Consider the following 22,541-nt stretch of genomic DNA (forward strand, 5'->3'; position numbering starts at 1 on the left):
ATATAACCGAATACCTGCTTTACAGTTTATCGGTTATGAGCAGGCAGCGAATGCGGATCGCAAATCTCTTCTTGTCTATCTGCGATCAGCCCTGCTTATATGTAGCAAAGAACTCTTTCATCTTCTTCATTGCCTTGTCAAGCTGGCGGATATCCGGCAGATAAACAATACGGAAGTGATCCGGCTGGTTCCAGTTGAATCCCTTGCCCGGAACAACAAGCACCTGTTTCTCATGAAGAAAATCCAAAGCAAACTGTTCATCATTGAAAATATTGAATTTCTCAGTATCGATCTTCGGGAATATATAAAATGCCGCATGTGGTTTTACAACGGAAATTCCCGGAATATCATTCAGTGCCTTGTAAATAAAGTCTCTCTGCTCATAAACACGTCCGCCCGGCTGCGTATATTCATTGACACTCTGATATCCGCCAAGTGCAGTCTGTACAATGGACTGTGCCGGAACATTTGAACAGAGACGCATGGAAGAGAGCATATTGATTCCCTCTATATAACCCTTCGCCTTACTTTTTGCACCACTTAAAATCATCCATCCGATGCGGAAACCTGCGATCATATGAGACTTGGACAATCCTGAAAATGTTACACAGAACACATCGGGTGCAAGGGATGCAATCGATGTATGTTTATATCCATCCATAACAAGACGGTCATAGATCTCATCAGAAAAGATGATCAGCTCATTTTCTCTTGCAATGTCTGCAATCTGTTCCAGGATCTCCTTCGGATATACTGCACCTGTAGGGTTATTGGGATTGATGATAACGATCGCCTTGGTCCTTGGTGTGATCTTGCTCTTGATATCCTCAATATCCGGATACCAGTCAGACTGTTCGTCACAGATATAATGAACTACATTTCCGCCTGCCAGTGTTGCAGTAGCTGTCCACAGCGGATAATCCGGAGCCGGGATCAGGATCTCATCCCCGTTATCAAGCAGCGCCTGCATACAGAGGTTGATCAGTTCACTGACACCATTTCCCGTATAAATATCATTAATGGTAACTCCCGGGATCCCGCGAAGCTGTGCATACTGCATGATCGCTTTTCTTGCAGAAAAAATGCCCTTGGAATCGGAATATCCCTGGGAAGTACGAACATTACTCAGCATATCCAAGATCACTTCCTGAGGTGCTGAAAACCCAAATGGATACGGATTACCAATATTCAGCTTCAGAATCTCCATTCCATCTTCTTCCATTCTGGCAGCCTCATCCACAACCGGTCCGCGCACATCGTACAGCACGTTGTCAAGCTTTGATGATTTCCCGAATGTTCTCATAAAAACCACTCCTCTTCTAATTTTCACTATTATTTAACCATTTTAATTTCATAGTCAAAAAATATTTATTCTATATCATCTCACATTTAGGCTTTCAACGCAAGAAATAAAAATTTAAAAAAATCAAATTTAGCACTTCCCTTTTTTAGCATGTTAATGTATAATAGCACTCGAATTTAGTTTTCAACGCAATTTAATATGTGATGAGGAGGAAACAACAATGTCTTACACAGAAGAAGTTTATGAAAGAGTTGTAGCACAGAATCCTGGCGAGCCAGAATTCCATCAGGCAGTTAAGGAAGTTCTCGATTCCCTTAAAGTCGTAATTGACAAAAATGAGGAAGAGTATCGTAAACTTTCCATCCTTGAGCGTCTTGTAGAGCCAGAGAGGATCATCTCCTTCAAAGTACCGTGGATCGATGATAACGGAACTGTACAGGTTAACAAGGGATATCGTGTTCAGTTCAACAGCGCCATCGGACCATACAAAGGCGGCTTAAGATTCCATCCTTCTGTAAATCAGGGTATCCTGAAATTCCTTGGTTTTGAGCAGACCTTTAAAAACTCTCTTACAGGTCTTCCGATCGGCGGTGGAAAAGGTGGCTCCAACTTCGATCCTAAGGGTAAATCTGACAGAGAGGTTATGGCATTCTGCCAGAGCTTTATGACAGAGCTTTGCAAATATATCGGCGCAGATACAGATGTTCCGGCTGGTGACATCGGTGTCGGCGGACGTGAGATCGGTTATCTCTTCGGACAGTATAAGAGAATCCGTGGCCTTTATGAGGGTGTCCTTACAGGAAAGGGTCTTTCCTTCGGAGGTTCCCTGATCCGTACAGAGGCTACCGGTTACGGTGTTGTATACATGCTCAACGAGATCGCCAAAGCTCACAATGATTCCGTAGAAGGAAAAACAATCGTTGTAACAGGTTCCGGTAATGTAGCTATTTACGCTGTTGAGAAAGCTACTCAGCTTGGTGCCAAGGTTGTTGCAATGAACGACTCCAACGGATATGTCTACGATCCGAACGGAATCAACCTTGACGTCGTAAAGGATATCAAAGAAGTAAAACGTGGACGTATCAAAGAATATGCAGACCGTGTTGAGGGTGCTACCTACACTGAGGGACTTGGCATCTGGAATATCAAATGTGATATCTACCTTCCATGTGCTACTCAGAACGAGCTTGGTCTTGACGGAGCTAAAACACTGGTTGCAAATGGCTGCAAATACGTCGTTGAAGGTGCAAACATGCCTACTACTCTTGATGCAACAACATACCTTCAGGAGAACGGTGTTCTCTTCATGCCTGGTAAAGCCGCAAACGCTGGCGGTGTTGCCACATCTGCACTTGAGATGAGCCAGAACTCCATGAGACTTTCCTGGACAAGAGAAGAGGTTGATGAGAAACTCCACCACATCATGATCGATATCTTCCACAAAGCTGATGACGCTGCTAAACGTTACGGTATGGAAGACAACTATGTTGTAGGTGCAAACATCGCCGGCTTCGAAAAAGTTGTTGACGCTATGAAAGCTCAGGGTATTGTTTAATTAAGTTTCCTGAATCATTAATATATATTTATAGCAGGGACCGCAGAGGATTTTTCCCAGGCGGTTCCTGTTTTTTTGTATCCACTTTTACGATCTCTGAAAAATCGAACATTCATGTTTCAAAAAAGGCCGGTTGTCTTTTGACAATCGGCCTGAAATCTCCTGCATTTGCAGTCTATTCATTTAATCTCTTAATTGATCAGCTTCTTCAGCTCATCCATAAAGGTACTGACATCTTTAAACTCTCTGTATACAGACGCAAATCGTACATACGCCACCGCATCCAGATCCTTCAGATGCTCCATAACGATCTCTCCGATCTTGGTACTGCTGATCTCACGGTCTTCTGACCGGAAAATATCTCCTTCTATGGAATCGATCATCTCTTCCACTCTCTCAATGGGAATGGGGCGCTTATAGCAAGCACGAAGAACACCATCCTGGATCTTGGAACGTTTATAGCTTTCCCGGTTCTGATCCTTCTTGATCACAGTCAGCGGAATCGTTTCCACCTTCTCATAAGTTGTAAAACGCTTTCCGCAGGCATCACAGAGACGGCGGCGGCGGATGGAATTGGTATCCTCTACAGGTCTGGAATCTACAACTCTTGTATTATCCTGGTTACAGAACGGACATCTCACAGAACTCTCCCCCTTTCCGGATCAGTAAATCATTACTAAATTTGTTTTTATTATAAAATAAATGCACATAATGTGTCAATAATCGGACTTGCATAAATTTTACAGATTTTCCATAAAATCATACCAGGTGATGAATTTATGCGCATCTGTGAGCTGAAACAAAAAGAAGTGATCAATATCCATACCTGCCGCAGTCTTGGCTGCCCTCTTGATGTGGAATTCTGCTGTGAAACCGCACGTCTGAAAGCCCTGATCATGCCGGAACCGGGAAAATTTTGCTGGTGTTTTTCCAAAGAAAATGAATATTCCATTCCATGGGACTGCATCCGCCAGATCGGCGAAGATATCATCCTTGTTGATTTCCGTAATGAAAAACTGCTGTCCGGAGAATAAATACCTCCTTATTGTCAAGGCCCTTTATTTTTTATATTTTCCCTGAAAAAGTATATTTCAACCGCCCTCTGAGAATCATCTTAATGTACTGACAAGACAAGGAGGATTCTAAGATGGCACTGAATAAAGTTGAAATCTGCGGAGTAAATACCTCAACCCTTCCCGTTCTCGATCAGGAAGAAAAGGCGGAGCTCTTTAAAAGAATCAAAGCTGGCGATGAAGAAGCCAGGGAATTGTACATCAAAGGCAATCTGCGGCTTGTTTTAAGCGTGATCCGGCGTTTTCAGAACAGCAGTGAAAATCCGGATGACCTTTTTCAGATCGGCTGCATCGGCCTGATCAAAGCGATCGATAATTTCGACACCACTCTTCAGGTAAAATTTTCCACCTATGCAGTTCCCATGATCATCGGAGAGATCCGAAGATATCTCCGTGATAACAACAGCATACGGGTCAGCCGTTCTCTGCGGGATATCGCTTACAAAACCATCTATACCCGGGAAAACTATATGCGGCAGCATCTCAAAGAGCCTACCATTGCAGAAATCGCTGATGAGATCGGTATCGACAAGGAAATGATCGTCTATGCCATGGATGCGATCCAGAGCCCGGTAAGCCTTTTTGAGCCCGTGTATTCCGAAGGCGGAGATACCCTATATGTTATGGATCAGATCAGTGATAAAAAGAACCTGGAAGAAAACTGGGTGGAGGATATTTCTCTTCGAGATGCCATGAACCGGCTTGGAGAGCGTGAACGTCACATTATCGATCTCCGCTTCTACGAGGGAAAAACCCAAATGGAGGTAGCTGATGAGATTGGTATCTCCCAGGCTCAGGTCAGCCGACTGGAAAAACATGCTCTTCGCAGTATGCGAAACTATCTCCGGAATTGATTCATCTCTCTTCAGACAAAAAGCTGCAGCAGAATATCTGTTATCCTGCCGCAGCTTTTATCTCTTATTTCAGCGCTTTCTCAATTTCTTCGATCACGATCCGAAGCGCCTTCAGCCTTGCATATTTCTTATCTACGGATTCCAGAATGTGCCATGGTGCATAAGCAGTGCTGGTTTTCTGAAGCATCTCATCTACTGCTGTTTCATACTGATCCCATTTTTCACGGTTTCTCCAGTCCTCATCCGTGATCTTCCACTGTTTTTCCGGATTGCTCTGGCGGTCGTTGAACCTGGCAAGCTGGGTGTCCTTATCAATGTGGACCCAGAATTTCACGATCACAGCGCCCCAGTCAGAAAGCTCCTTCTCAAATTCATTGATCTCATTGTAGGCACGTCTCCAGTCATTCTCGCTGCAGAAGCCCTCCAGACGTTCTACCATCACTCTTCCGTACCACGTCCGGTCAAAGATGGCAATGTGACCATCCTTGGGAAGCCTTGTCCAGAAACGCCACAGATAATGACGGGCTTTTTCATGAGGCTCCGGACTTGCGATAGGATGTACCTCAAATCCACGGGGATCAAGAGCCTCCGTGATCCTCTTGATATTTCCTCCCTTTCCGGCAGCATCCCAGCCTTCATAGGTGATGATCACAGGCACTCTTTTTCGGTAAAGACGGTTATGCAGGCTTCCAAGCTTTGCCTGCAGTTCCTTAAGCTCAGCCTTGTACTCTTCATCCCCCACTTCTTTTCCATCCAGAGGAATCTCGCTTAATCTGGGCATCTCCACCAGAGGAAAAACATTCTGCAGGATCGGCACTGCATGTTTGCTGTTTTCCATGGCAACCTCTATATTGCTGATCATGGTTTCCAGTACCTGCAGTTCTGCCCACTTCCGGTCACCGGCATCGACAATATACCATGGAGCCGCAGATGTATTGGTATCCTGCATATACTGGTCGAAAATCTTTCTGCACTTCTTATAATGATCATTCTGCCAGAGATCATATTCATTGACTCTCCATCTGGTATCCTTGCTTTCCAGAAGGATGCCCATACGTTTTTCCTGTTCTTTCCGGTCGATCTGCATAAAAAATTTCAGGAGTACATATCCATTATCCGTCAGCTGACGTTCAAATCTCCGGATACTGTCAATCCGTTTTGAATAATTGTCACCCTTCAGCTTTTTATCCATACGTTCACGACAGGTCTGATCCATCCATCCTGAATCCAGGAATGTAAACTTGCCCGCTTCCGGGATTTCCCTGAAATATCGGTAAAGAAATGGTTTCCGAAGGTCTTCCTCTGTAGGTGCTGACATAGTCGCAACTTTGAAGAAACGAGGATCGATATTCTTGATCACCTTACTTATGGTACTTCCTTTTCCGGAAGCTCCCCAGCCTTCAAACAGCACGATCACCGGAATCTTATGCTCTTTCAGAGCCATCTGCAATTCATATAATCTGGTTCTTGCAGCGCTTAAACGCACTTTGATATCCTCTTTTTCCGGAATTTGTTCCGGGCTCCAGTTTTTCAACATCTGCATCGTCCTTCCTTGAATTTTTTGAATATTCATATTATACCACAGAAGATCTTATTTTACGATAATTTTTACATAATTTTAACCTTTAGCCTCACAAAAGCAAACAAATTGCACAACAAAATTCATTCATAAGCATCGAAAATCTTTTTAACCTCTTGACATTTTTGTCGCCGCTTCATACAATAGACGCTGATTGTTATTTTTTTAACTTCATAAAAAAGCAGTGCCTGAAAACTGTTGAAATAATAAAGATCAAGGAGCCGATCATGAAACTCACAGAAAAACTTCTGCAGAAAATGGAACAGAAAAAAGAACTCTATGGCGATGGCATCATCATGCCGGACGGGGATTACCGTCTGATCCAGGATGGACACTTAAAAACTCTCATGTCCCTTCTTCCATATACAGAAAACGAAATCTGGAAAATGATCCCCGATGATGATTCCGCACTTTTCTGGCTGGTAGAAAAAACAAGCTGCGTACTGACCGATGTCAATTCCACGATCGGAATGAAGATGACCCCCGCACAGCAGAAAACCTACGAAGCACTTTCCAGTCGCGGGATCATCTCTGATGAATATTATGATCTTACCAAACAGCGGGAAAAAGTAAAAGCTGCCCGGGCTAACGCCTGAGCAGCTTTTATTTATATCTGTCAGTCCTCATACCCTTCCAGAAAAGAATGTTTCACTCCATCTTTTTTGTATGCGATAACTGTATGAAGATTAACATTTTCCACACTTCGGAAAATATTACTTTCTACATGTGGATTTACCTTCTTAAGTTCTGCAATCAGATTCTTGATCTCCATTCTCTTGGAAACACTGGTACCATCTGTACGGCAGGTAGTACAGGTATCGGTAAATTTACATGCACACTGGATAAAATGAAGGTCATTATAATCTCTCCAGTGTTTGATATCTGCCTCCCGGATCAGATACATAGGACGGATCAGCTGCATTCCCTCAAAATTTGTACTATGGAGCTTCGGCATCATAGTCTGTACCTGCGCTCCGTAAAGCATTCCCATCAGGATCGTCTCGATCACATCATCATAGTGATGTCCAAGAGCGATCTTGTTGCAGCCAAGCTCCTTTGCCTTGCTGTAAAGATAGCCCCTTCTCATACGGGCACAGAGATAGCATGGGGATTTTTCTATATTATAAACCGCATCGAAGATCTCAGTCTCAAACACTGTGATCGGAATCCCGAGAAGCCTGGCATTGTGCTCGATCACCGCACGGTTTGCCTCATTATATCCCGGATCCATCACAAGAAACACCAGTTCAAAGGGAAACTTATTATGACGCTTCAGTTCCTGGAACAGTTTGGCCATCAGCATAGAATCCTTACCACCGGAAATACAGACTGCTATCTTATCTCCCGGCTTCACCAGCTCATAATCGTTGATTCCCCTGGCAAATCTGGAAAACAGCTGCTTATGGAACTTTTTGCGGATACTCAGCTCGATATCCTTCCGCCGCTGTTCCATTGCATCATTTTCCTCTTCTTCACTGTTCTCTTTACCGGATTCTTTCTGCATCTGCTGAAAAAGCCATCCTGTATATCCACCTTTCAGGCTCAGTGCGGGAATTCCTTTTTCCCGGAGCATCTCTGCACCCTCCTGGCTGAAAAGCCCTCTTGTACAGTAAAGGACCGGTATCTTATCCCCCCTCAGTTCTTCTGCCCGCTCTTCCAGTTCCTGTTCCGGAACAGAGATTGCTCCAGGGATCATTCCATATTCTACAGTTACTTTATCACGGGTATCTATCAGAAGATATTTCCCCCGTTCTTTCTCTATCTGGTCAAAAGAAATCTCCAGTGTTTCTTCATTCATACTGCTATTATTCCTTTCCTTACATTTTCAAAGTTTCTGGTTCATATTGTAAGCCTTCCCGTCAAAAACCTCAAGAAGATTTTCCTGAAGGTTCCTGCGTTATTAGAATGCTGCTGTTCACTTTGTTCTCGACAACCCAGCCTGTACTTTTTTCTGAAAATCAGTTATAATATTTTTGTTTGTAAAAAAATTTTCACCAAGGAGGATACCGGAAATGAAAACACAGAATCAGACTCTGCTCTCTGAGAATACACTGACATCCCGGCCCACAGATATTATTGCGGGATTTCCTGTACGTCCCGGGTTTTTTGAATTAAATGGCGCTACTCCTCTTTCCAACGGAGTCAACTTTACCGCACATACCCGCCACGGTACATCCTGCGAGCTTCTTCTTTTCCACTCCGGAGAAGAGGAACCCTTCGCAGTCCTTCCTTTTCCCAATGCCTGTCGTATCGGTGATGTCTACTCCATGATCGTCGTGGGACTGGACATCGAAGATCTGGAGTACGGCTACCGCATTGACGGTCCTTACGAACCGGAAAAGGGTCACATCTTCGATAAGACAAAAGTTCTTCTTGATCCTTATGCCAAAGCCGTTGCCGGTCAGCGTGAATGGGGCCAGCAAAAGATCGGAAGCTATCATGCCCGTGTGGTACGTGATTCCTTTGACTGGGAAGACATGCCGCAGTCCACCCGTAAGATCAGTGACCTGATCATCTATGAGCTTCACGTCCGCGGCTTTACACAGGATTCTTCTTCCGGTGTTATGCACCCGGGAACCTTTGCCGGTCTTCGTGAAAAGATCCCTTATCTCAAGGAACTGGGGATCAACGCCGTAGAGCTGATGCCGATCTTCGAGTTCGACGAGAATATGAATGCCCGTACTGTAAATGGCAAACGGCTTCTGGAATACTGGGGATACAATTCTGTCAACTTCTTTTCTCCAAACACCAGCTATGCTTCCAAGCCGGAGCATAACTGTGAGGGAACTGAGCTGAAAGAGCTGATCCGTGAGCTCCACGAAAATGGCATCGAAGTAATTCTTGATGTTGTATTCAATCATACCGCCGAAGGAAACGAGCTGGGAAAAACCTTCTGCTTTAAGGGCTTTGACAATAAGGTTTATTATATGCTGACTCCAGAGGGAAATTACTACAATTTCAGCGGATGTGGAAATACTCTGAACTGTAACCATCCCATTGTACGTCAGATGATCCTTGAATGCTTACGTTACTGGACCATCAACTACCGTGTGGACGGCTTCCGCTTCGATCTTGCCAGCATTCTCGGACGCCATGAGGACGGTTCTCCACTTAACAATCCGCCCCTTCTGGAGCTCCTCGCTTACGATCCAGTCCTTAGAAATGTCAAACTGATCGCAGAAGCCTGGGATGCCGGCGGGCTGTATCAGGTTGGTTCTTTCCCTGCCAGCCGCAGATGGGCTGAATGGAATGGCCGTTACCGTGACTGCCTCCGTTCCTTCCTGAAGGGAGATTTCTGGAATGCCTGGGACGCGGCATGGAGTATTTCCGGTTCCGGTGATCTGTACGGAGGCTTTTATTCTGATCATAATGACAATTATGCAGGATACAATTCCTGTGTCAATTTCCTTACCTGCCACGATGGCTTCACCATGTATGATCTTTATTCCTACAACGAAAAACACAACGAAGCAAACGGCTGGAATAACACCGACGGTTCCAACGATAACCGCAGCTGGAACTGTGGAGAAGAGGGCGATTCCACCAACCCTGAAGTACTCTCCCTCCGCTTCCGCATGATACGAAATGCCTGTGCTGTACTGATGTCCAGCCGCGGAACTCCGATGTTCCTTGCAGGTGACGAATTCGGAAACACAAAACACGGAAATAACAATACCTACTGTCAGGACAACGAAACCTCATGGATCAACTGGAAGCTTCTGGAGAAAAATCACGATCTTTTTGAATTTTTCAAATTTATGATCCGGTTCCGTAAAGACCACCCTGTTATCTCCCGGAAGCTTCCCAACGCTGTATGCGGTATGGAAAATATCCACACCCATAACATTGATGCAAGGGATGTGACCATTCCAAGAGATGCCCACACCTTCGCTGTAAGCTTTGCAGGCTATGATAAGAGCAAAGGCACTGATGACCTGATCTACATTGTGATCAACGCATACTGGGAGGACGTAACGGTCACACTTCCGGAGCTTGCCCGTCCCGGTGCATGGTATCTCTGTGTCAACACGTTCGGTGACGGAAATGGCCGTTATTTCTACGAAAAAGGCCAGGAGCCACGCATTGAACACGATTTTTGCATGCGGCCCAGATCCGTTGCCATCTTTACCGGCCGCAATTATTAAAATTCATATCAGGGGCAAAATCCCTTTTGTCCCTGTCTGAAAGAAATGGAGTATTTTGAATGGAATTAAAAAACAGAACTTTATCCAATTTTGCAGAACTTGTAGAGACAGGTGAATGCAAAAAATTCCGCGGTCGTCTGAAGACAGGCATCGACCTTGGTACTGCCAATACCGTTCTTGCCGTTGTCGACCGAAATAACCGTCCCATAGCCGGAATTTCCGCACCATCCCATGCGATCCAGGATGGAGTGATCGTCAATTACTATGAATCTGTCCAGCTTGTGACAAAGCTTAAAAATGAGCTGGAGGAAAGGCTTGGCACAGAACTTACTTACGGTGCTGCTGCCATTCCTCCCGGAGTTTCCGAAGGCAGTGTCAAAAGCATCGGCTATGTTCTGGAGGGTGCCGGTTTCGAGGTTACAAATATCGTGGACGAGCCTACTGCCGCAGCTGCTGTCCTTAAGATCACAGACGGTGCTGTTGTGGATGTGGGTGGCGGCACAACCGGTATCAGCATCCTGAAAGACGGAAAAGTTATCTACACCGATGATGAGGCTACTGGCGGCAGCCATATGACCATGACAGTCGCCGGTCACTATAAGATCCCTTATGAGGAAGCCGAAGTATTGAAAACTACTCCGGAAAAAGAAGACGAAATTTTCCCTGTGATCAAGGCCACTGTAGAAAAAATGGCTGTGATCACCGAGAAATTTCTAAAGGGCTATCAGGTTCCGGCTGTTTATGTAGTTGGCGGTTCTTCCATGTTTAAGGAATTTACTACCGTTTTTGAAAAGAGGCTGAAGCTCCCGGTATACCGTCCGGTCCATCCGCTTCTTGTTACGCCCCTTGGCATCGCATATCACTGTGAGCTGCCAAAAATCTAAGCTCTTCCCGGTCTGGTCCTACGATTCTCCAGAAGGCAAACAACCTCCACTGAATCGGTGAGCGGGAACATATCAACCGGCTGCATCTTCTTTACCAGGTAATCTCTCTTAGTAAGGCAGGCAAGATCTCTTGCCAGGGTTTCCGGGTTGCAGGATACATAAACAATTTTTTCCGGTGAAAGAGTCAAAAGGGAGTGAAGGAATTTACGGTCACTTCCGGAACGTGGCGGATCCATGAGAACAACCTCCACCTTCTCTCCCTCTGCTGCCATTCCTTCCATAAACCATCCTGCATCTCCCGGAACAAAACGAACATTACGGATCTTGTTTTCCCTGGCATTCATTCTGGCATCACGGATAGCATCACGGTTCAGTTCTACACCAATGACATCCCTGGCATTCCCGGAAGCGATGATCCCGATAGTACCTGTGCCGCAGTAAGCATCGATCACCCTCTCTTTTCCTGTCATTGCCGCAAACTCCATAGCTTTTCCGTAAAGTACTTCTGTCTGCACAGGATTTACCTGATAAAAAGAAGATGGAGAAATACGGAAGGTCAGTCCCATAAGTCGATCTTTGATGAATCCCGGTCCGTAAAGTACGATATTGCGGTCTCCAAGTACCATGCTTGTCTGTCTGTCATTGACATTGAGAACCACCGTAGTGATCTCCGGATGCTCTTTACGGAGAGCTTTTACAAAGTTATTCTTAGATGGAAATATTGGAGAAACCGTAACTAATACCACCATGATCTCTCCTGTGGAAAAGCCTCTCCGCACAAGCACATGGCGGAGAAGTCCATATCCTGTATCCTCATCATAGGTCTTGATCTTAAAGGATTTCAGCATACCACGTATGGTACGGATGATCTCCTGACTTTTTTTATCTTCGATCATACAGTCATCTACGGAAACGATCCTATGACTCTTCTCCTCATAAATCCCGGAAATTACGTTTCCCTTCCGGTCACGGCCAAAAGCTGCATGAACTTTGTTTCTGTAATAATAGGGATCTTCCATTCCAATGATCGGCTCTACTTTTCCGAATTTTTTCAGAAGGCCTTCTGTAATTCTCTGTTTCCTGCGAAGCTGCTCCTGGTAGGATACACCCTGATAACGGCAACCGCCGCATTTCTTCGCAACTGAACAGACAGTCTCTTTCTGTTCCATTTTTATCTCTCCTCTTTTATGGGCACAAAAAAGATGTTCCCAGTTATTTTCACTGAGAACATCTTATCAGACCTTTTCTTTTTTTACAAGAAAATCCTTGGCCTACTCCTGATATGGCTCATTAAATACAAGAATATGTCTCTTCACATTCTCGTAAGTACCCTGGACCATAGCCTCATTGAGGTCAAAGAAATTATGCTTGTCTGTTGATTCCATATATTTCTCCACATGAGCTGTCAGGCTGTTAAAGCTTGCTGTGGCAATATTCACCTTACGGATGCCAAGAGAGATCGCCCTCTGGAAATCTTTATCAGTGATGCCACTGCCGCCATGAAGAACCAGCGGAATATCCACTTTCTCATGGATCTTCTCCAATACATCAAAAGCAAGCGTCGGCGCTACCGGATAATTACCATGGGCATTACCGATGGCAACTGCAAGCGCATCAATACCTGTCTCTCTTGCGTAAACGACCGCATCATCCGGATCTGTGCAGCGGATACCGTGGTCACAACTTCCATCCTCACTTCCGCCCACAAGTCCCAGCTCAGCCTCAACTGTAGCGCCGTATTTACGTGCTTTCTCCACAACGGCCTTTACTCTGGCGATGTTTTCTTCAAAAGGAAGCGTAGAAGCATCCAGCATAACCGATGTAAAGCCAAGCTCCAGAGCCTTGTCAACCGTCTCAAAAGTAAGACCATGATCCAGATGGACAGCCACATCCACCTTAGCCTCCTTTGCAGCCTGTACCATCATCGGTCCCATCAGGTGAAGCGGAGAATTTTTCAAACGCACCTCCGCGATCTGAAGGATGATCGGAGTATCCAGTTCTTCTGCTGCACGGATCGCACCTCTTACCATTTCCATATTACCAACACTGAAAGCACCGCAGCCAATATTTTTCTCTTCGGCACGTCTCAGCAGATCTTTCATTTTCACAAGTGCCATGATTCGGCCCTCCTGTCCTGTTTATCGTACACTGTTTGCATCTTCTTACAGAAAAAAGCGGTGTCAAAGCACTACTGGCTGATACCGCTTTTTCTATGCAAAGCGGACATCTTTATTCCGCTTAACTGTACATCAGCATGCACCTATTTTCCTGTCGTAATTATAAGCCTGTCTTCTCAGCAATGAATTTTCTTGCACGGATCGCATACTCAAGCGGATTAGCCTTAGCCGGATCCTGCTCAGCCTCAACAACCATATATCCTTCGTAGCCTGCATCCTCGAGAACCTTGAAGATCGGATCATAATTGATGCATCCATCTCCCGGAATCGTGAAGGCACCGGCTCTTACGCCTGCAAGGAAGCTCATGTTTTCTTTCTTAACCTGCTCAACAACTTCCGGACGGATATCCTTCAAATGAACATGTTTGATCCTGTGAACATATTTCTTTACAACCTCAAGAGGATCCTCTCCACAGTATGTAAAGTGACCGGTATCAAAAAGAAGACTTACATATTCAGGATCTGTATTCTCCATCATACGGTCAACCTCAGCAAGGCTCTGTACAACAGTACCCATATGATGATGGAAAGTAAGAGCAATACCATACTCCTCTTTTGCGATCTTACCAAGCTTGTTCATACCTGTGCAGAAGGTATCCCACTCTTCGTCATTCATCTCATATTTATGTCCGAAAATCGGAGTATCCATCTGGCCCTGAACACTGTGGCTCTGCTCAGATGCGCCGATCACTTTCGCACCCATAGCTTTCAGGAAAGCAAGCTGTGCACGGAACTCCTTCTCAACCTCCTCAAACGGTTTGGTGATCAGGAAGCTTGAGAACCACTGGTTACAGATCTCAACACCACGAAGCTCAAGAGCCTTCTTAAGAACCTCAGGATCCTTCGGATACTTGTTACCCACCTCGGAGCCTGTGAAACCGGCAAGAGCCATCTCACTGACGCACTGCTCAAAAGTATTCTCTTTGCCAAGATCCGGCATATCATCATTTGTCCATGCAATTGGTGCAATACCAAGCTTTACTTTATTCTTATCAAACATTGGTCAATTCTCCTTTTTATTTGAATTATTCCATAATCTCAGAAATCTTAACCGGTCTGTGCTCCTCGCTGGATTTCTTAGCTGCAAGACCCATTAACACCGGTTTCAGACCATCATAAACATTAAGAGGTGTCTCTTTGTCATTAACGATCGCATCAATAAATGCTGCAACCTCTTTACCATAAGCGTCCATGTATCTCTCAAGGAAGAAGAACATCGGCTTCTCACCTGTAACACCCTCAGCATTGCTGATCACTGTGGAAGACTGGCTGTCATTGGAAATAGCAGCCATACCATCAGAACCGAAAACCTCAGCTCTCTGATCATAGCCATAAGAAGCTCTTCTGCAGTTATCGATAACAGCAATAGCACCATTCTCCATCTGAAGAGTGATAACAGCTGTATCAACATCCCCAGCCTCACCAATAGCCGGATCAACCAGATTTGCGCTCTGAACATAAACCTCTGTAGCATCGCAGCCTGCAAGATAACGAACCATATCGAAATCATGAATTGTCATATCCAGGAACATGCCACCGGAAACCTTAACATAATCAATGCTAGGCGGCTCAGGATCGCGGGAAGTGATCTTGATGATCTCCGGTTTACCAACCTTACCAGCTGCAACAGCCTGCTGAAGAGACTCAAAGTTATGGTCGAATCTTCTGTTAAAACCAACCTGATATTTCAGATTTGTGCCCTCAAGAGCATCGATAACCTCTTTGATCTTGGCAATGTCATGATCGATCGGTTTCTCACAGAAAACATGCTTGCCAGCCTTGATAGCCTCTACAGAAATCGGAGAATGAGTATCTGTAGAAGAACAGATCAGAACTGCGGAAATCTCAGGGTCGTTGATGATCTCCTTATAATCCTTAGTCGTGTGCTCAACACCCATGCTCTTAGCCCATGCAGCAGTCTCATCATTTAAGAAAGGATCTGCAACCGTCTTGATCACCGCATCCGGCACCCTTGTTGTAATACTGGTAATATGAACTCTACCAATTCTACCTGCTCCGATAATACCAACTTTAATCATAGTTTTGATCTCCTTTTGATTTATTTTCCCAATGTAATCTCTTTGCGTGTCCGAACACGCTCTTTATGCTTAATATAATATCATCGCAACACACAAATCGCAACCCCTAATATTGTACAATATTATCATCTTTTTTCTATTAAAAATGACGAGAACTATTTTTAGCCACAATATGTAATATTTTTAGGTCAACTTCACCGAAAACATCTCCAACACATCCCCATACAATCGTCCCAAATCTCCCACACCCCACCACCCTCCAAACATCCAGCACAGCATCACAGCTCACATCCCTTCCAGCATCCAGCACAGCATCACAGCTCACATCCCTTCAAACATCCAGCGCAGCATCACAGCTCACATCCCCTCAAGCATCCAGCACAGCATCACAGCTTACATCCCTTCAAGCATCCAGCGCAGCGCCGATGCCCAAACTCTCCCTGCAAACAGGCGCAAACTCAGCCCTTGCAGTCGTCCAGCGCAGCGCTGACGACCCACAACCTATCGTCAAACGACCTTTTTTCTCGCTGGAAGCACCAGCCGCGGAAGGGGATGCTGTCTGGCTCTGCTTCTGCAGGAGGGGAGCTGATTCTTGGACGGCGGGAATCTGCGTTGTTTTTCAAAAGTCCGCTGTCTGAGCGGCAGCAGGCCGCGAGTTCGGACTTTTGAAAAACGCTTTTAGCAGATTTCCGGCGTCCTAGAAGCCAGCCCCCGACGAAGCCGCAGACCAGACAGCATCCCCTTCCGCGGCGTCCCTCCGCACAAAAAAAGGAGACACCCCACTTCAGTGTCTCCCCTCCGGAATCGTATACTCATTCCTTATATATATTTCCGTAAAAATCTTCGCCCTCTCCGGCGCTTCCCCATTAAACAGCAGCCGGAACAAAATCATCACCGGCTCATACCCCTGTATCCTGGCATCCTGCCCGATCAGGAAATGAATAAACCCTTCCCTCATCAGCTCATAATTCCGCCCCATAAAATCATTGGCAACCATCTTCACCTGACCAGCTTTCCCCGCTCCGGCGATTGCCTCACACACACCCTCCTCCCCATGAGAAGTAAGATATATCCCGTCAAGATCCGGAACATCCTTAAATATCCCTTCCGTAATCTCCCTGGCCCTGCCATTCTCCTCAAAGCAATACTCCGGCCCAATGATCTCAATCCCAGGATACTTCCGCGCAATTTCCTCACGGAATCCAACCACCCTGCTGCTCAGAGAAGTATTGGTACTATAGCCGGAAATCACAGCAACCTTTCCTTTTCCACCGGTCAGCTCCCCCATAAGCCCCGCAGCCGCACGGCCACACTGCACACCGTTCTGCCCTACAAAGCAAAGTCGTTTCGTATCCTCCACATCCGAAGTAAACGTCACCACCGGGATCCGAAATTCCTCCACAAACCGGTCAATTTCCCTTTTCACACGTTCCTCATCCAAAGGAACCATGGCAATACCACTAACCTCTTCCATCCGCATCTTCTCCATAGCGAGAATAACATCCTCCGCATTCTGATGCTCGATCTTATGGACCAGGACTGTACCACCAAGATTATCCACCTCAGCGCACGCCTCCTGGATTCCCTTCAGAACTTCTTTCATAAAAGGTGTTTCCGCACCCTGCAGGATCACGCCGATCTTAATATTATTTCTGCTCATGGATAGAGCACGGCCCAGTTGATTCGGCTTATACCCCATCTCATCAGCGATGGCACGGATCCTCTCAGCAACCTCCGGACGGATCCTGCCCCTGTTATTTAACGCTCTGTCAACAGTACCTCTGGAAACACCGGCAGCTTCCGCGATCTGCCTTATAGTAACTCCCATACTAAGCACCTCTTTCTATGATAATCCGGATTCTTTTCTGTATTCCGCAGGACTTAAGCCCGTAAACTTCTTAAATATCTTGGAAAAATAATGATAATCTCCAAATCCGGAACGCAACGCCACATCCTTAACTTTACAGTTCGTCTCTGAAAGAAGCTTCTTTGCACAGTCGATCCGAAGCTCCTGTATATAATTGGAAAAACCGATCTTCATCTCCTGTTTGAAAAGATAACTGAGATAAGCAGGATTCACCTCCGCCGCATCTGCTGCATCCTGAAGGCTGATCGGCGCTTCATAATGTTCCCGGATAAACTCCAGAGCTTTTTTCACAGCAGCAGAGGTTCCCTCCGGAACAGCATCCTCTTCCCCTACAAAAAGCTGTGAAATACAGGCACTGCCCTTTTCCCTGAATTTCTCAAAGCTTTCGATATCTCCATACCAGATGGGCTCTTTCTCAATTCCGGCTGTCTGATTCAATTTCTTAAGCCACTGTACCAGAAGTCTTCCGTCGGTATAACGATCCTGACAGTCAGCGAGAACCTGTGTCCAAAGCTCCTCCGCTTTCTTTCGGTCTTTCCCTGCCTTCAGCCTGGAAATCTGCCCTTCCAGCTTCTCAGCACTTTCCGGTAAAACACTGTCCGCTTTCTTCCGTCCTTCAAAATAAAGGATCTCTTTTTTCTCATAAAAATGCAGCTTCATCATTTCTCTGGCCTGCTGATAAGCCTGGCGGATCCCATCCTCTCCCATGCAGACACTGCTGACACTGATACCAAAATCACAAAGATCCTCCTGACAGTGCCGGTAGCAGATCGCTGCTGCCTCAGTCAGTCTCTGCTGCATAGCCGATGTCCTGCAGTCTCCGGAAAGATCAAGAAAACAGCAAAAAATCCCTGCGCCAAGATAGACCACTTCCGTAAATTCACTTTCTGTCCCAAGAAGCTCCTCCGTACGTTCCAGCAGTCTGTGACGGAAATGATGGGAATACTGTTCCACTTCCAGCGGCGTCCATTGTCTTTCCCTCTCTGCCCAGTTCTCCATAAACATACAGATCACAGCACTGTTAAAATATTTCCCGGCGATTCCGGCTTCCACACGCTTTTCCTCACGTGCCTGATTTTTCAGCATCCCCGAGATCAGTCCGTTAAAAAAATAATACTTCAGAGCGTGACTTCCCAGATGGATCAGCTTTCTCGTCCGTGCCTGTTCCTGACTTTTTTCTCTGCGCTTCTCGATCAGCCGGGCTGATTTTTCCAGAGTATCATAAAGACTATCCTCGTCCAAACTGTTCTTTAATACATATTCATCCGCCCCAAGGCGCATGGCCTCTTTTACATATTCAAAATCATCATGACAGCTGAGCACGATAATATAGATATCCCTGTTTTCCTCACGGATCTTTCTGATCAGCTCAATTCCATCCATCACAGGCATGGTAAGATCCGTCACAAGAACATCGATTTTTTCTTTCTGAAGGAATCCATAAGCTTCCTCCCCGTCTTCTGCATCATCCACGATCTCATATCCTGCTTTTTCCCAGGAATCCAGGGTTTTGAGATAGCTCCTTACAAGAAAATCATCATCTGCCACCAGTGTTCTGTACATTAATTTTTTCTCCCTTCTTCAGGCATATCATAGATCGCAGGCAGAAATACCGTGACCTCCGTACCGTTTCCACTGCTTACGTATTCCATTCCTCCCTGTGTCCCGTAATAAAGCTCCAGGCGTTCTTTTACATTAGGAATCCCCACTGCGGAAAGTCCGTTTGTTTTTTTTGCATGACTGTTAAAAAGATCTCGGATCTGCTCTTTTGTCATTCCTCTGCCGTTATCCTTTACTATGAGGATCAGCTTTCCTTCACTTACGTTTCCGCTGATCCAGATTTTTCCTGTTTGCCGCTTGATGTCGATCCCGTGAAGAAGAGCATTCTCCACAAGCGGCTGAAGGATCAGTCTCGGAATATAGCACCGGTATGCTTCCTCAGAGATCTCATATTTCACCTGAAAGCTTCCCTGATAGCGAAAATCCTGCAGATGGATATAATTTTTCAGTATATGGATCTCATCGGCAACAGAAAGGAAGCTTCCCTTTTTGTTGATACTGGCCTGCAGAAGCTCCACGAAATCTCCAATAAGCCCCGCCAGCTCTTTTTCCCCTTTCAGAAATGCCGCAAATTTGATGGAGTTCAATGTATTATACATAAAATGCGGTGTGATCTGATACTGCAGTGCTTCCAGCTCTGCATCTTTTTTCTGCTGTTCCTCTTCAATCACCTGGGCGATCAGAGCTTCGATATAATCCAGCATGTGGTTGAATTCTTTTCCGAGGGTTCCGATCTCATCAGCAGTAGTCACTTCTGTACGGAGGCTCAGATCTCCCTCACCAACCTTCTCAACCGTGCCAGTCATGGATCTGAGCGGTCCGCAGACTACTCTGGAGAGCCACAGTGCCAGCAGCACAGCTGCCACAAAAACTGCACCAAATATTCCGATCAGAAAGAGCCGCATCCGGGAAAGTCCGCTTAAAACTTCTTTTTTCGGTACCTCCAGATATAAGCCGCAGTCTGAAAAGCTACCTCTGCTAAAAAAAGAGATCACACCGTTTTTTTCTGCATAGCCTTCCATTTTAGGAACATTCTGGTCTGTAATCTCCGGAAATGTTTTTCCAATGTCACTGTAGTCTCCGGATGTCACGATTTCATCATTTCTGTCTACCAGAACTATTCTGGTGATCTTTTCATCATTGACAGCTTCCAGATATTCGTAATAAATTGCCCGTTCCCTGATGTCTGCGACAACATACCCCAGAATCTCTCCGTTATCATCCTCTACCTTCTGGATCACAGAAAGAAAGCTGCCGCCTTCATGGATCGGAGATTCCACAAGAACCGGAAAGGAATCCAGTTCCTGTATTTTTTCCAATTCCTCGATATGTTCTCCTGAAATCCCCTGCTTGTTTACCGGAAATTCCTCAGAAGTCACAGCCATTTTTTTGTCTGGAAAGACAAAGTAAAGGGAGTTGATATCTTTATATTCCCGACTGTGTTCCCGGAGAAGCCCAGCCATATTTTCCAGGCTGTTTTCATTTCCTGTACAGCTGTAGTCCTTCGCATTATTCCGTATATCTGTATCCCAGGCAGTTCTCGTATTCACATAATAAATCTCTTTCAGGGATTCGTCCAGATCTTTTATAGTCTGCTGCATCCGTCCATACAGGATACCTGAATAATTTTCTTCGATCATCCCTGCTGCCCGAAAATAAAATACCACTGTAAGAGAACAGGCAGTAAACATGGTTACTGTCAGGATCGCCAGTAATATCTTTGCCCGGATACTTTTTAACATAGAACTCCTCCCTTCCGTAAAGCGGATATACGCCTCTCTATGCTATATGCCCATAAACGCAGGAAACAGCAGGAGTATCCTACCCCTGCCTGATTTCCTGTTTGCGGTTGAATATATGTTTTACAATAAAATATTTATAACTGTCCGTGTGCCTCGCGCTCGGTAAGCTCCTGCATGATCGCCGGATACATTTTGTCAAGCTTATATCCGAAAAGCGTTACAATGATCACTGCTGCAATGAGGATCGGTCCAAATTTATAAAGAGAAACGATCATCTCCAGTGCTGTTTCCGGCTGTGCAGTTATTCCTGCAGATGAGCTTACATATCCGGAACTGCTTAAAAGGCCTGTGATCACTGCGGAGGCAAGACCTGCGCCAACTTTTGTTCCGATGGAACCGCCTGCAAAGATCAGACTTTCCTGACGGATATGGTTTTTCCACTGTCCGAACTCTACTACATCACCAACCATACTGAATACAACTGCGTTCAGTGGAGCAAGTCCGATGGCACGTGTGACACAGCTCATAACCATGAAGCCGAAGCTGTATGGATTCAGGAAAAACAGAATCTGGCCGCCAAGTGCAACAAATCCGCCGACAAATGCGATATTTCTTTTTCCGAATTTCTTGATCAACGGTGAGCAGATGAAGATTCCCACTACCAGAACCAGGGTTTCTGTAAGGAACAGTGCGCTGTACATCCATGTATCATTGTTGAAAATATATTTACAGTAGTACGGAAGAATGGTTCCTGTGATCGTAAAGGATACACTCTGTACTGTCCACAGAAGCATTACTGCCCAGAAATACTGATTTGCAAAAAGTGCCTTCAGCATTGTCGGAATCGGAAGCTTCTCATCTTTCTTTCTTGCTTCGATCTGAACCTTTTCCTCACATTTGAAGAAGCAGAGAAGCAGAAGTGCAAGTGCAAGCACTGCCCATACACTCATAACCTTGATCCATGCAGCCTGATCATTTCCAAGAAGCTTTACAAGCGGCAGTGTACAGGTTGCTGCAACGATCTTTCCGATAGGTGACAGTCCCATTCTCAATACACTGAGTTTATCTCTCTCTGATGATTCGCGGATCATCATTGAAGAAAGGCTTCCATATGGAAGATTGATCGCTGTATAGCATATGGTCGTACAGAAGTTATAGGTTACAAAGAGATACAGAAACTGAAGCATCCCTGTTGTACGCGGCACTGTGAAAAGCAGTACTGCTGACAGCGCAAATGGAATGCTCATCCACAGAAGCCAGGGTCTTGATTTTCCCCATTTGCAATTGGTCCTCTCTACAATGACACCCATGACCAGATCGGAAAATCCATCAAAGCATCTGGAAAGTAACATTACCAGTCCTACTGTTGCTGCGCTTATCCCTACATAATCTGTGTAAAACAGCGTCAGCAGTGTTCCGATCATTCCGAACACGATATTACATCCTACATCTCCTCCAGCATAACACAGCCCTGTTGATACCGAAAGTTTTTTCTTCTCCATCTTATTATCCCGCCCTTTCATTTCTTTTCGTTTTTTTTATTTTCGCTTTCCTTTTGATGATTCTATTTTATCGAAAATACGGGATTATCATAGTATGAGAAATTTTAGTTTTTTCGGTATTATTTTTACCTGACTGTTAAATCTGTACCAAAGTTTTTCTGGTTCTGATATCTCTACATCCTTCTTTTGTCCTATTTTTATGTTTTGTGTTTTATTTTTGGATACCAGCCTGACTTTTTACCGAATCAGTCAATGCCTCTG

18 protein-coding genes are annotated in these 22,541 nt (G+C 45.3%); 6 read left to right on the forward strand and 12 right to left on the reverse strand.

The genetic code is table 11. The features are described 5' to 3' along the window. Positions 1 to 85 precede the first annotated feature (85 nt). The gene (locus BLP57_RS07240; protein WP_015524426.1) at positions 86 to 1,303 is read right to left on the reverse strand and encodes an aminotransferase class I/II-fold pyridoxal phosphate-dependent enzyme; all 1,218 of its coding nucleotides are present in this window, start codon (positions 1,301 to 1,303) and stop codon (positions 86 to 88) included. 220 nt (positions 1,304 to 1,523) lie between these two features. Between BLP57_RS07240 and gdhA the strand changes: the two genes are divergently transcribed. Further along, positions 1,524 to 2,858: an NADP-specific glutamate dehydrogenase gene (gene gdhA, locus BLP57_RS07245; RefSeq protein WP_021650707.1), complete on the forward strand. Its 1,335-nt coding sequence runs from the start codon at positions 1,524 to 1,526 to the stop codon at positions 2,856 to 2,858. Between the two features lie 191 nt (positions 2,859 to 3,049). Here gdhA and nrdR read toward each other — a convergent pair whose 3' ends face one another. Beyond that, positions 3,050 to 3,499 (reverse strand): transcriptional regulator NrdR, encoded by a 450-nt coding sequence (nrdR, locus tag BLP57_RS07250; RefSeq protein WP_021976805.1) that lies wholly within the window; start codon positions 3,497 to 3,499, stop codon positions 3,050 to 3,052. A 138-nt stretch (positions 3,500 to 3,637) separates the two neighbouring features. On the opposite strand from nrdR, the gene BLP57_RS07255 reads away from it, so the two are divergent. After that, complete coding sequence (locus BLP57_RS07255; protein ID WP_015524424.1) at positions 3,638 to 3,892, forward strand: YlmC/YmxH family sporulation protein; 255 nt, start codon at positions 3,638 to 3,640, stop codon at positions 3,890 to 3,892. Between the two features lie 113 nt (positions 3,893 to 4,005). Beyond that, a complete protein-coding gene (gene sigG / locus BLP57_RS07260; RefSeq protein WP_015524423.1) occupies positions 4,006 to 4,785 on the forward strand; it encodes an RNA polymerase sporulation sigma factor SigG in 780 nt (259 codons plus the stop codon). A gap of 64 nt (positions 4,786 to 4,849) precedes the next feature. Here the strand turns inward: sigG and pap are convergent, their stop codons facing one another. Further along, a complete protein-coding gene (gene pap, locus BLP57_RS07265; protein ID WP_092070474.1) occupies positions 4,850 to 6,322 on the reverse strand; it encodes a polyphosphate:AMP phosphotransferase in 1,473 nt (490 codons plus the stop codon). Between the two features lie 269 nt (positions 6,323 to 6,591). Between pap and BLP57_RS07270 the strand changes: the two genes are divergently transcribed. Further along, positions 6,592 to 6,960, forward strand: coding sequence for a hypothetical protein (locus BLP57_RS07270; protein WP_015524421.1), 369 nt, complete (start codon positions 6,592 to 6,594; stop codon positions 6,958 to 6,960). Positions 6,961 to 6,980: 20 nt separating this feature from the next. On the opposite strand, the gene BLP57_RS07275 is transcribed toward BLP57_RS07270, so the two are convergent. Next, positions 6,981 to 8,162 (reverse strand): ATP-binding protein, encoded by a 1,182-nt coding sequence (locus BLP57_RS07275; protein WP_092070442.1) that lies wholly within the window; start codon positions 8,160 to 8,162, stop codon positions 6,981 to 6,983. 214 nt (positions 8,163 to 8,376) lie between these two features. Here BLP57_RS07275 and BLP57_RS07280 point away from each other — a divergent pair, with 214 nt between their 5' ends. Continuing rightward, positions 8,377 to 10,509 (forward strand): glycogen debranching protein, encoded by a 2,133-nt coding sequence (locus tag BLP57_RS07280; RefSeq protein WP_092070445.1) that lies wholly within the window; start codon positions 8,377 to 8,379, stop codon positions 10,507 to 10,509. Between the two features lie 59 nt (positions 10,510 to 10,568). After that, positions 10,569 to 11,393 carry an ethanolamine utilization protein EutJ gene (gene eutJ, locus BLP57_RS07285; RefSeq protein WP_015524418.1) on the forward strand — a complete coding sequence of 275 codons (825 nt, stop codon included), beginning with the start codon at positions 10,569 to 10,571 and terminating at the stop codon, positions 11,391 to 11,393. On the opposite strand, the gene rlmD is transcribed toward eutJ, so the two are convergent. The 8 genes from rlmD to BLP57_RS07325 form a co-directional block, all read right to left on the reverse strand. Further along, entirely contained in the window at positions 11,390 to 12,562 is a 1,173-nt protein-coding gene (gene rlmD / locus BLP57_RS07290) for a 23S rRNA (uracil(1939)-C(5))-methyltransferase RlmD (protein ID WP_059085471.1), read from the reverse strand. The genes eutJ and rlmD overlap by 4 nt on opposite strands. A 102-nt stretch (positions 12,563 to 12,664) precedes the next feature. After that, positions 12,665 to 13,510, reverse strand: a complete 846-nt coding sequence (locus BLP57_RS07295) for a class II fructose-bisphosphate aldolase (RefSeq protein WP_015524416.1) — start codon at positions 13,508 to 13,510, stop codon at positions 12,665 to 12,667. Positions 13,511 to 13,670: 160 nt separating this feature from the next. Then, positions 13,671 to 14,570 (reverse strand): myo-inosose-2 dehydratase, encoded by a 900-nt coding sequence (gene iolE, locus BLP57_RS07300; protein ID WP_015524415.1) that lies wholly within the window; start codon positions 14,568 to 14,570, stop codon positions 13,671 to 13,673. A 25-nt stretch (positions 14,571 to 14,595) separates the two neighbouring features. Further along, positions 14,596 to 15,609, reverse strand: coding sequence for an inositol 2-dehydrogenase (iolG, locus tag BLP57_RS07305; RefSeq protein WP_015524414.1), 1,014 nt, complete (start codon positions 15,607 to 15,609; stop codon positions 14,596 to 14,598). 784 nt (positions 15,610 to 16,393) lie between these two features. Beyond that, the gene (locus tag BLP57_RS07310; protein ID WP_015524413.1) at positions 16,394 to 17,437 is read right to left on the reverse strand and encodes a LacI family DNA-binding transcriptional regulator; all 1,044 of its coding nucleotides are present in this window, start codon (positions 17,435 to 17,437) and stop codon (positions 16,394 to 16,396) included. A gap of 15 nt (positions 17,438 to 17,452) precedes the next feature. Beyond that, the gene (locus BLP57_RS07315; RefSeq protein WP_092070448.1) at positions 17,453 to 19,039 is read right to left on the reverse strand and encodes a response regulator transcription factor; all 1,587 of its coding nucleotides are present in this window, start codon (positions 19,037 to 19,039) and stop codon (positions 17,453 to 17,455) included. Continuing rightward, positions 19,039 to 20,778, reverse strand: a complete 1,740-nt coding sequence (locus BLP57_RS07320; protein WP_092070451.1) for a cache domain-containing sensor histidine kinase — start codon at positions 20,776 to 20,778, stop codon at positions 19,039 to 19,041. Before BLP57_RS07320 ends, BLP57_RS07315 begins: the two co-directional genes overlap by 1 nt. Positions 20,779 to 20,912: 134 nt before the next feature. Continuing rightward, positions 20,913 to 22,280, reverse strand: coding sequence for an MFS transporter (locus BLP57_RS07325; RefSeq protein WP_242872567.1), 1,368 nt, complete (start codon positions 22,278 to 22,280; stop codon positions 20,913 to 20,915). Positions 22,281 to 22,541 lie beyond the last annotated feature (261 nt).

Source organism: Blautia sp. SF-50, assembly GCF_900101315.1.
In the GTDB taxonomy this organism is placed as follows: Bacteria; Bacillota; Clostridia; order Lachnospirales; family Lachnospiraceae; genus Blautia_A; species Blautia_A fusiformis.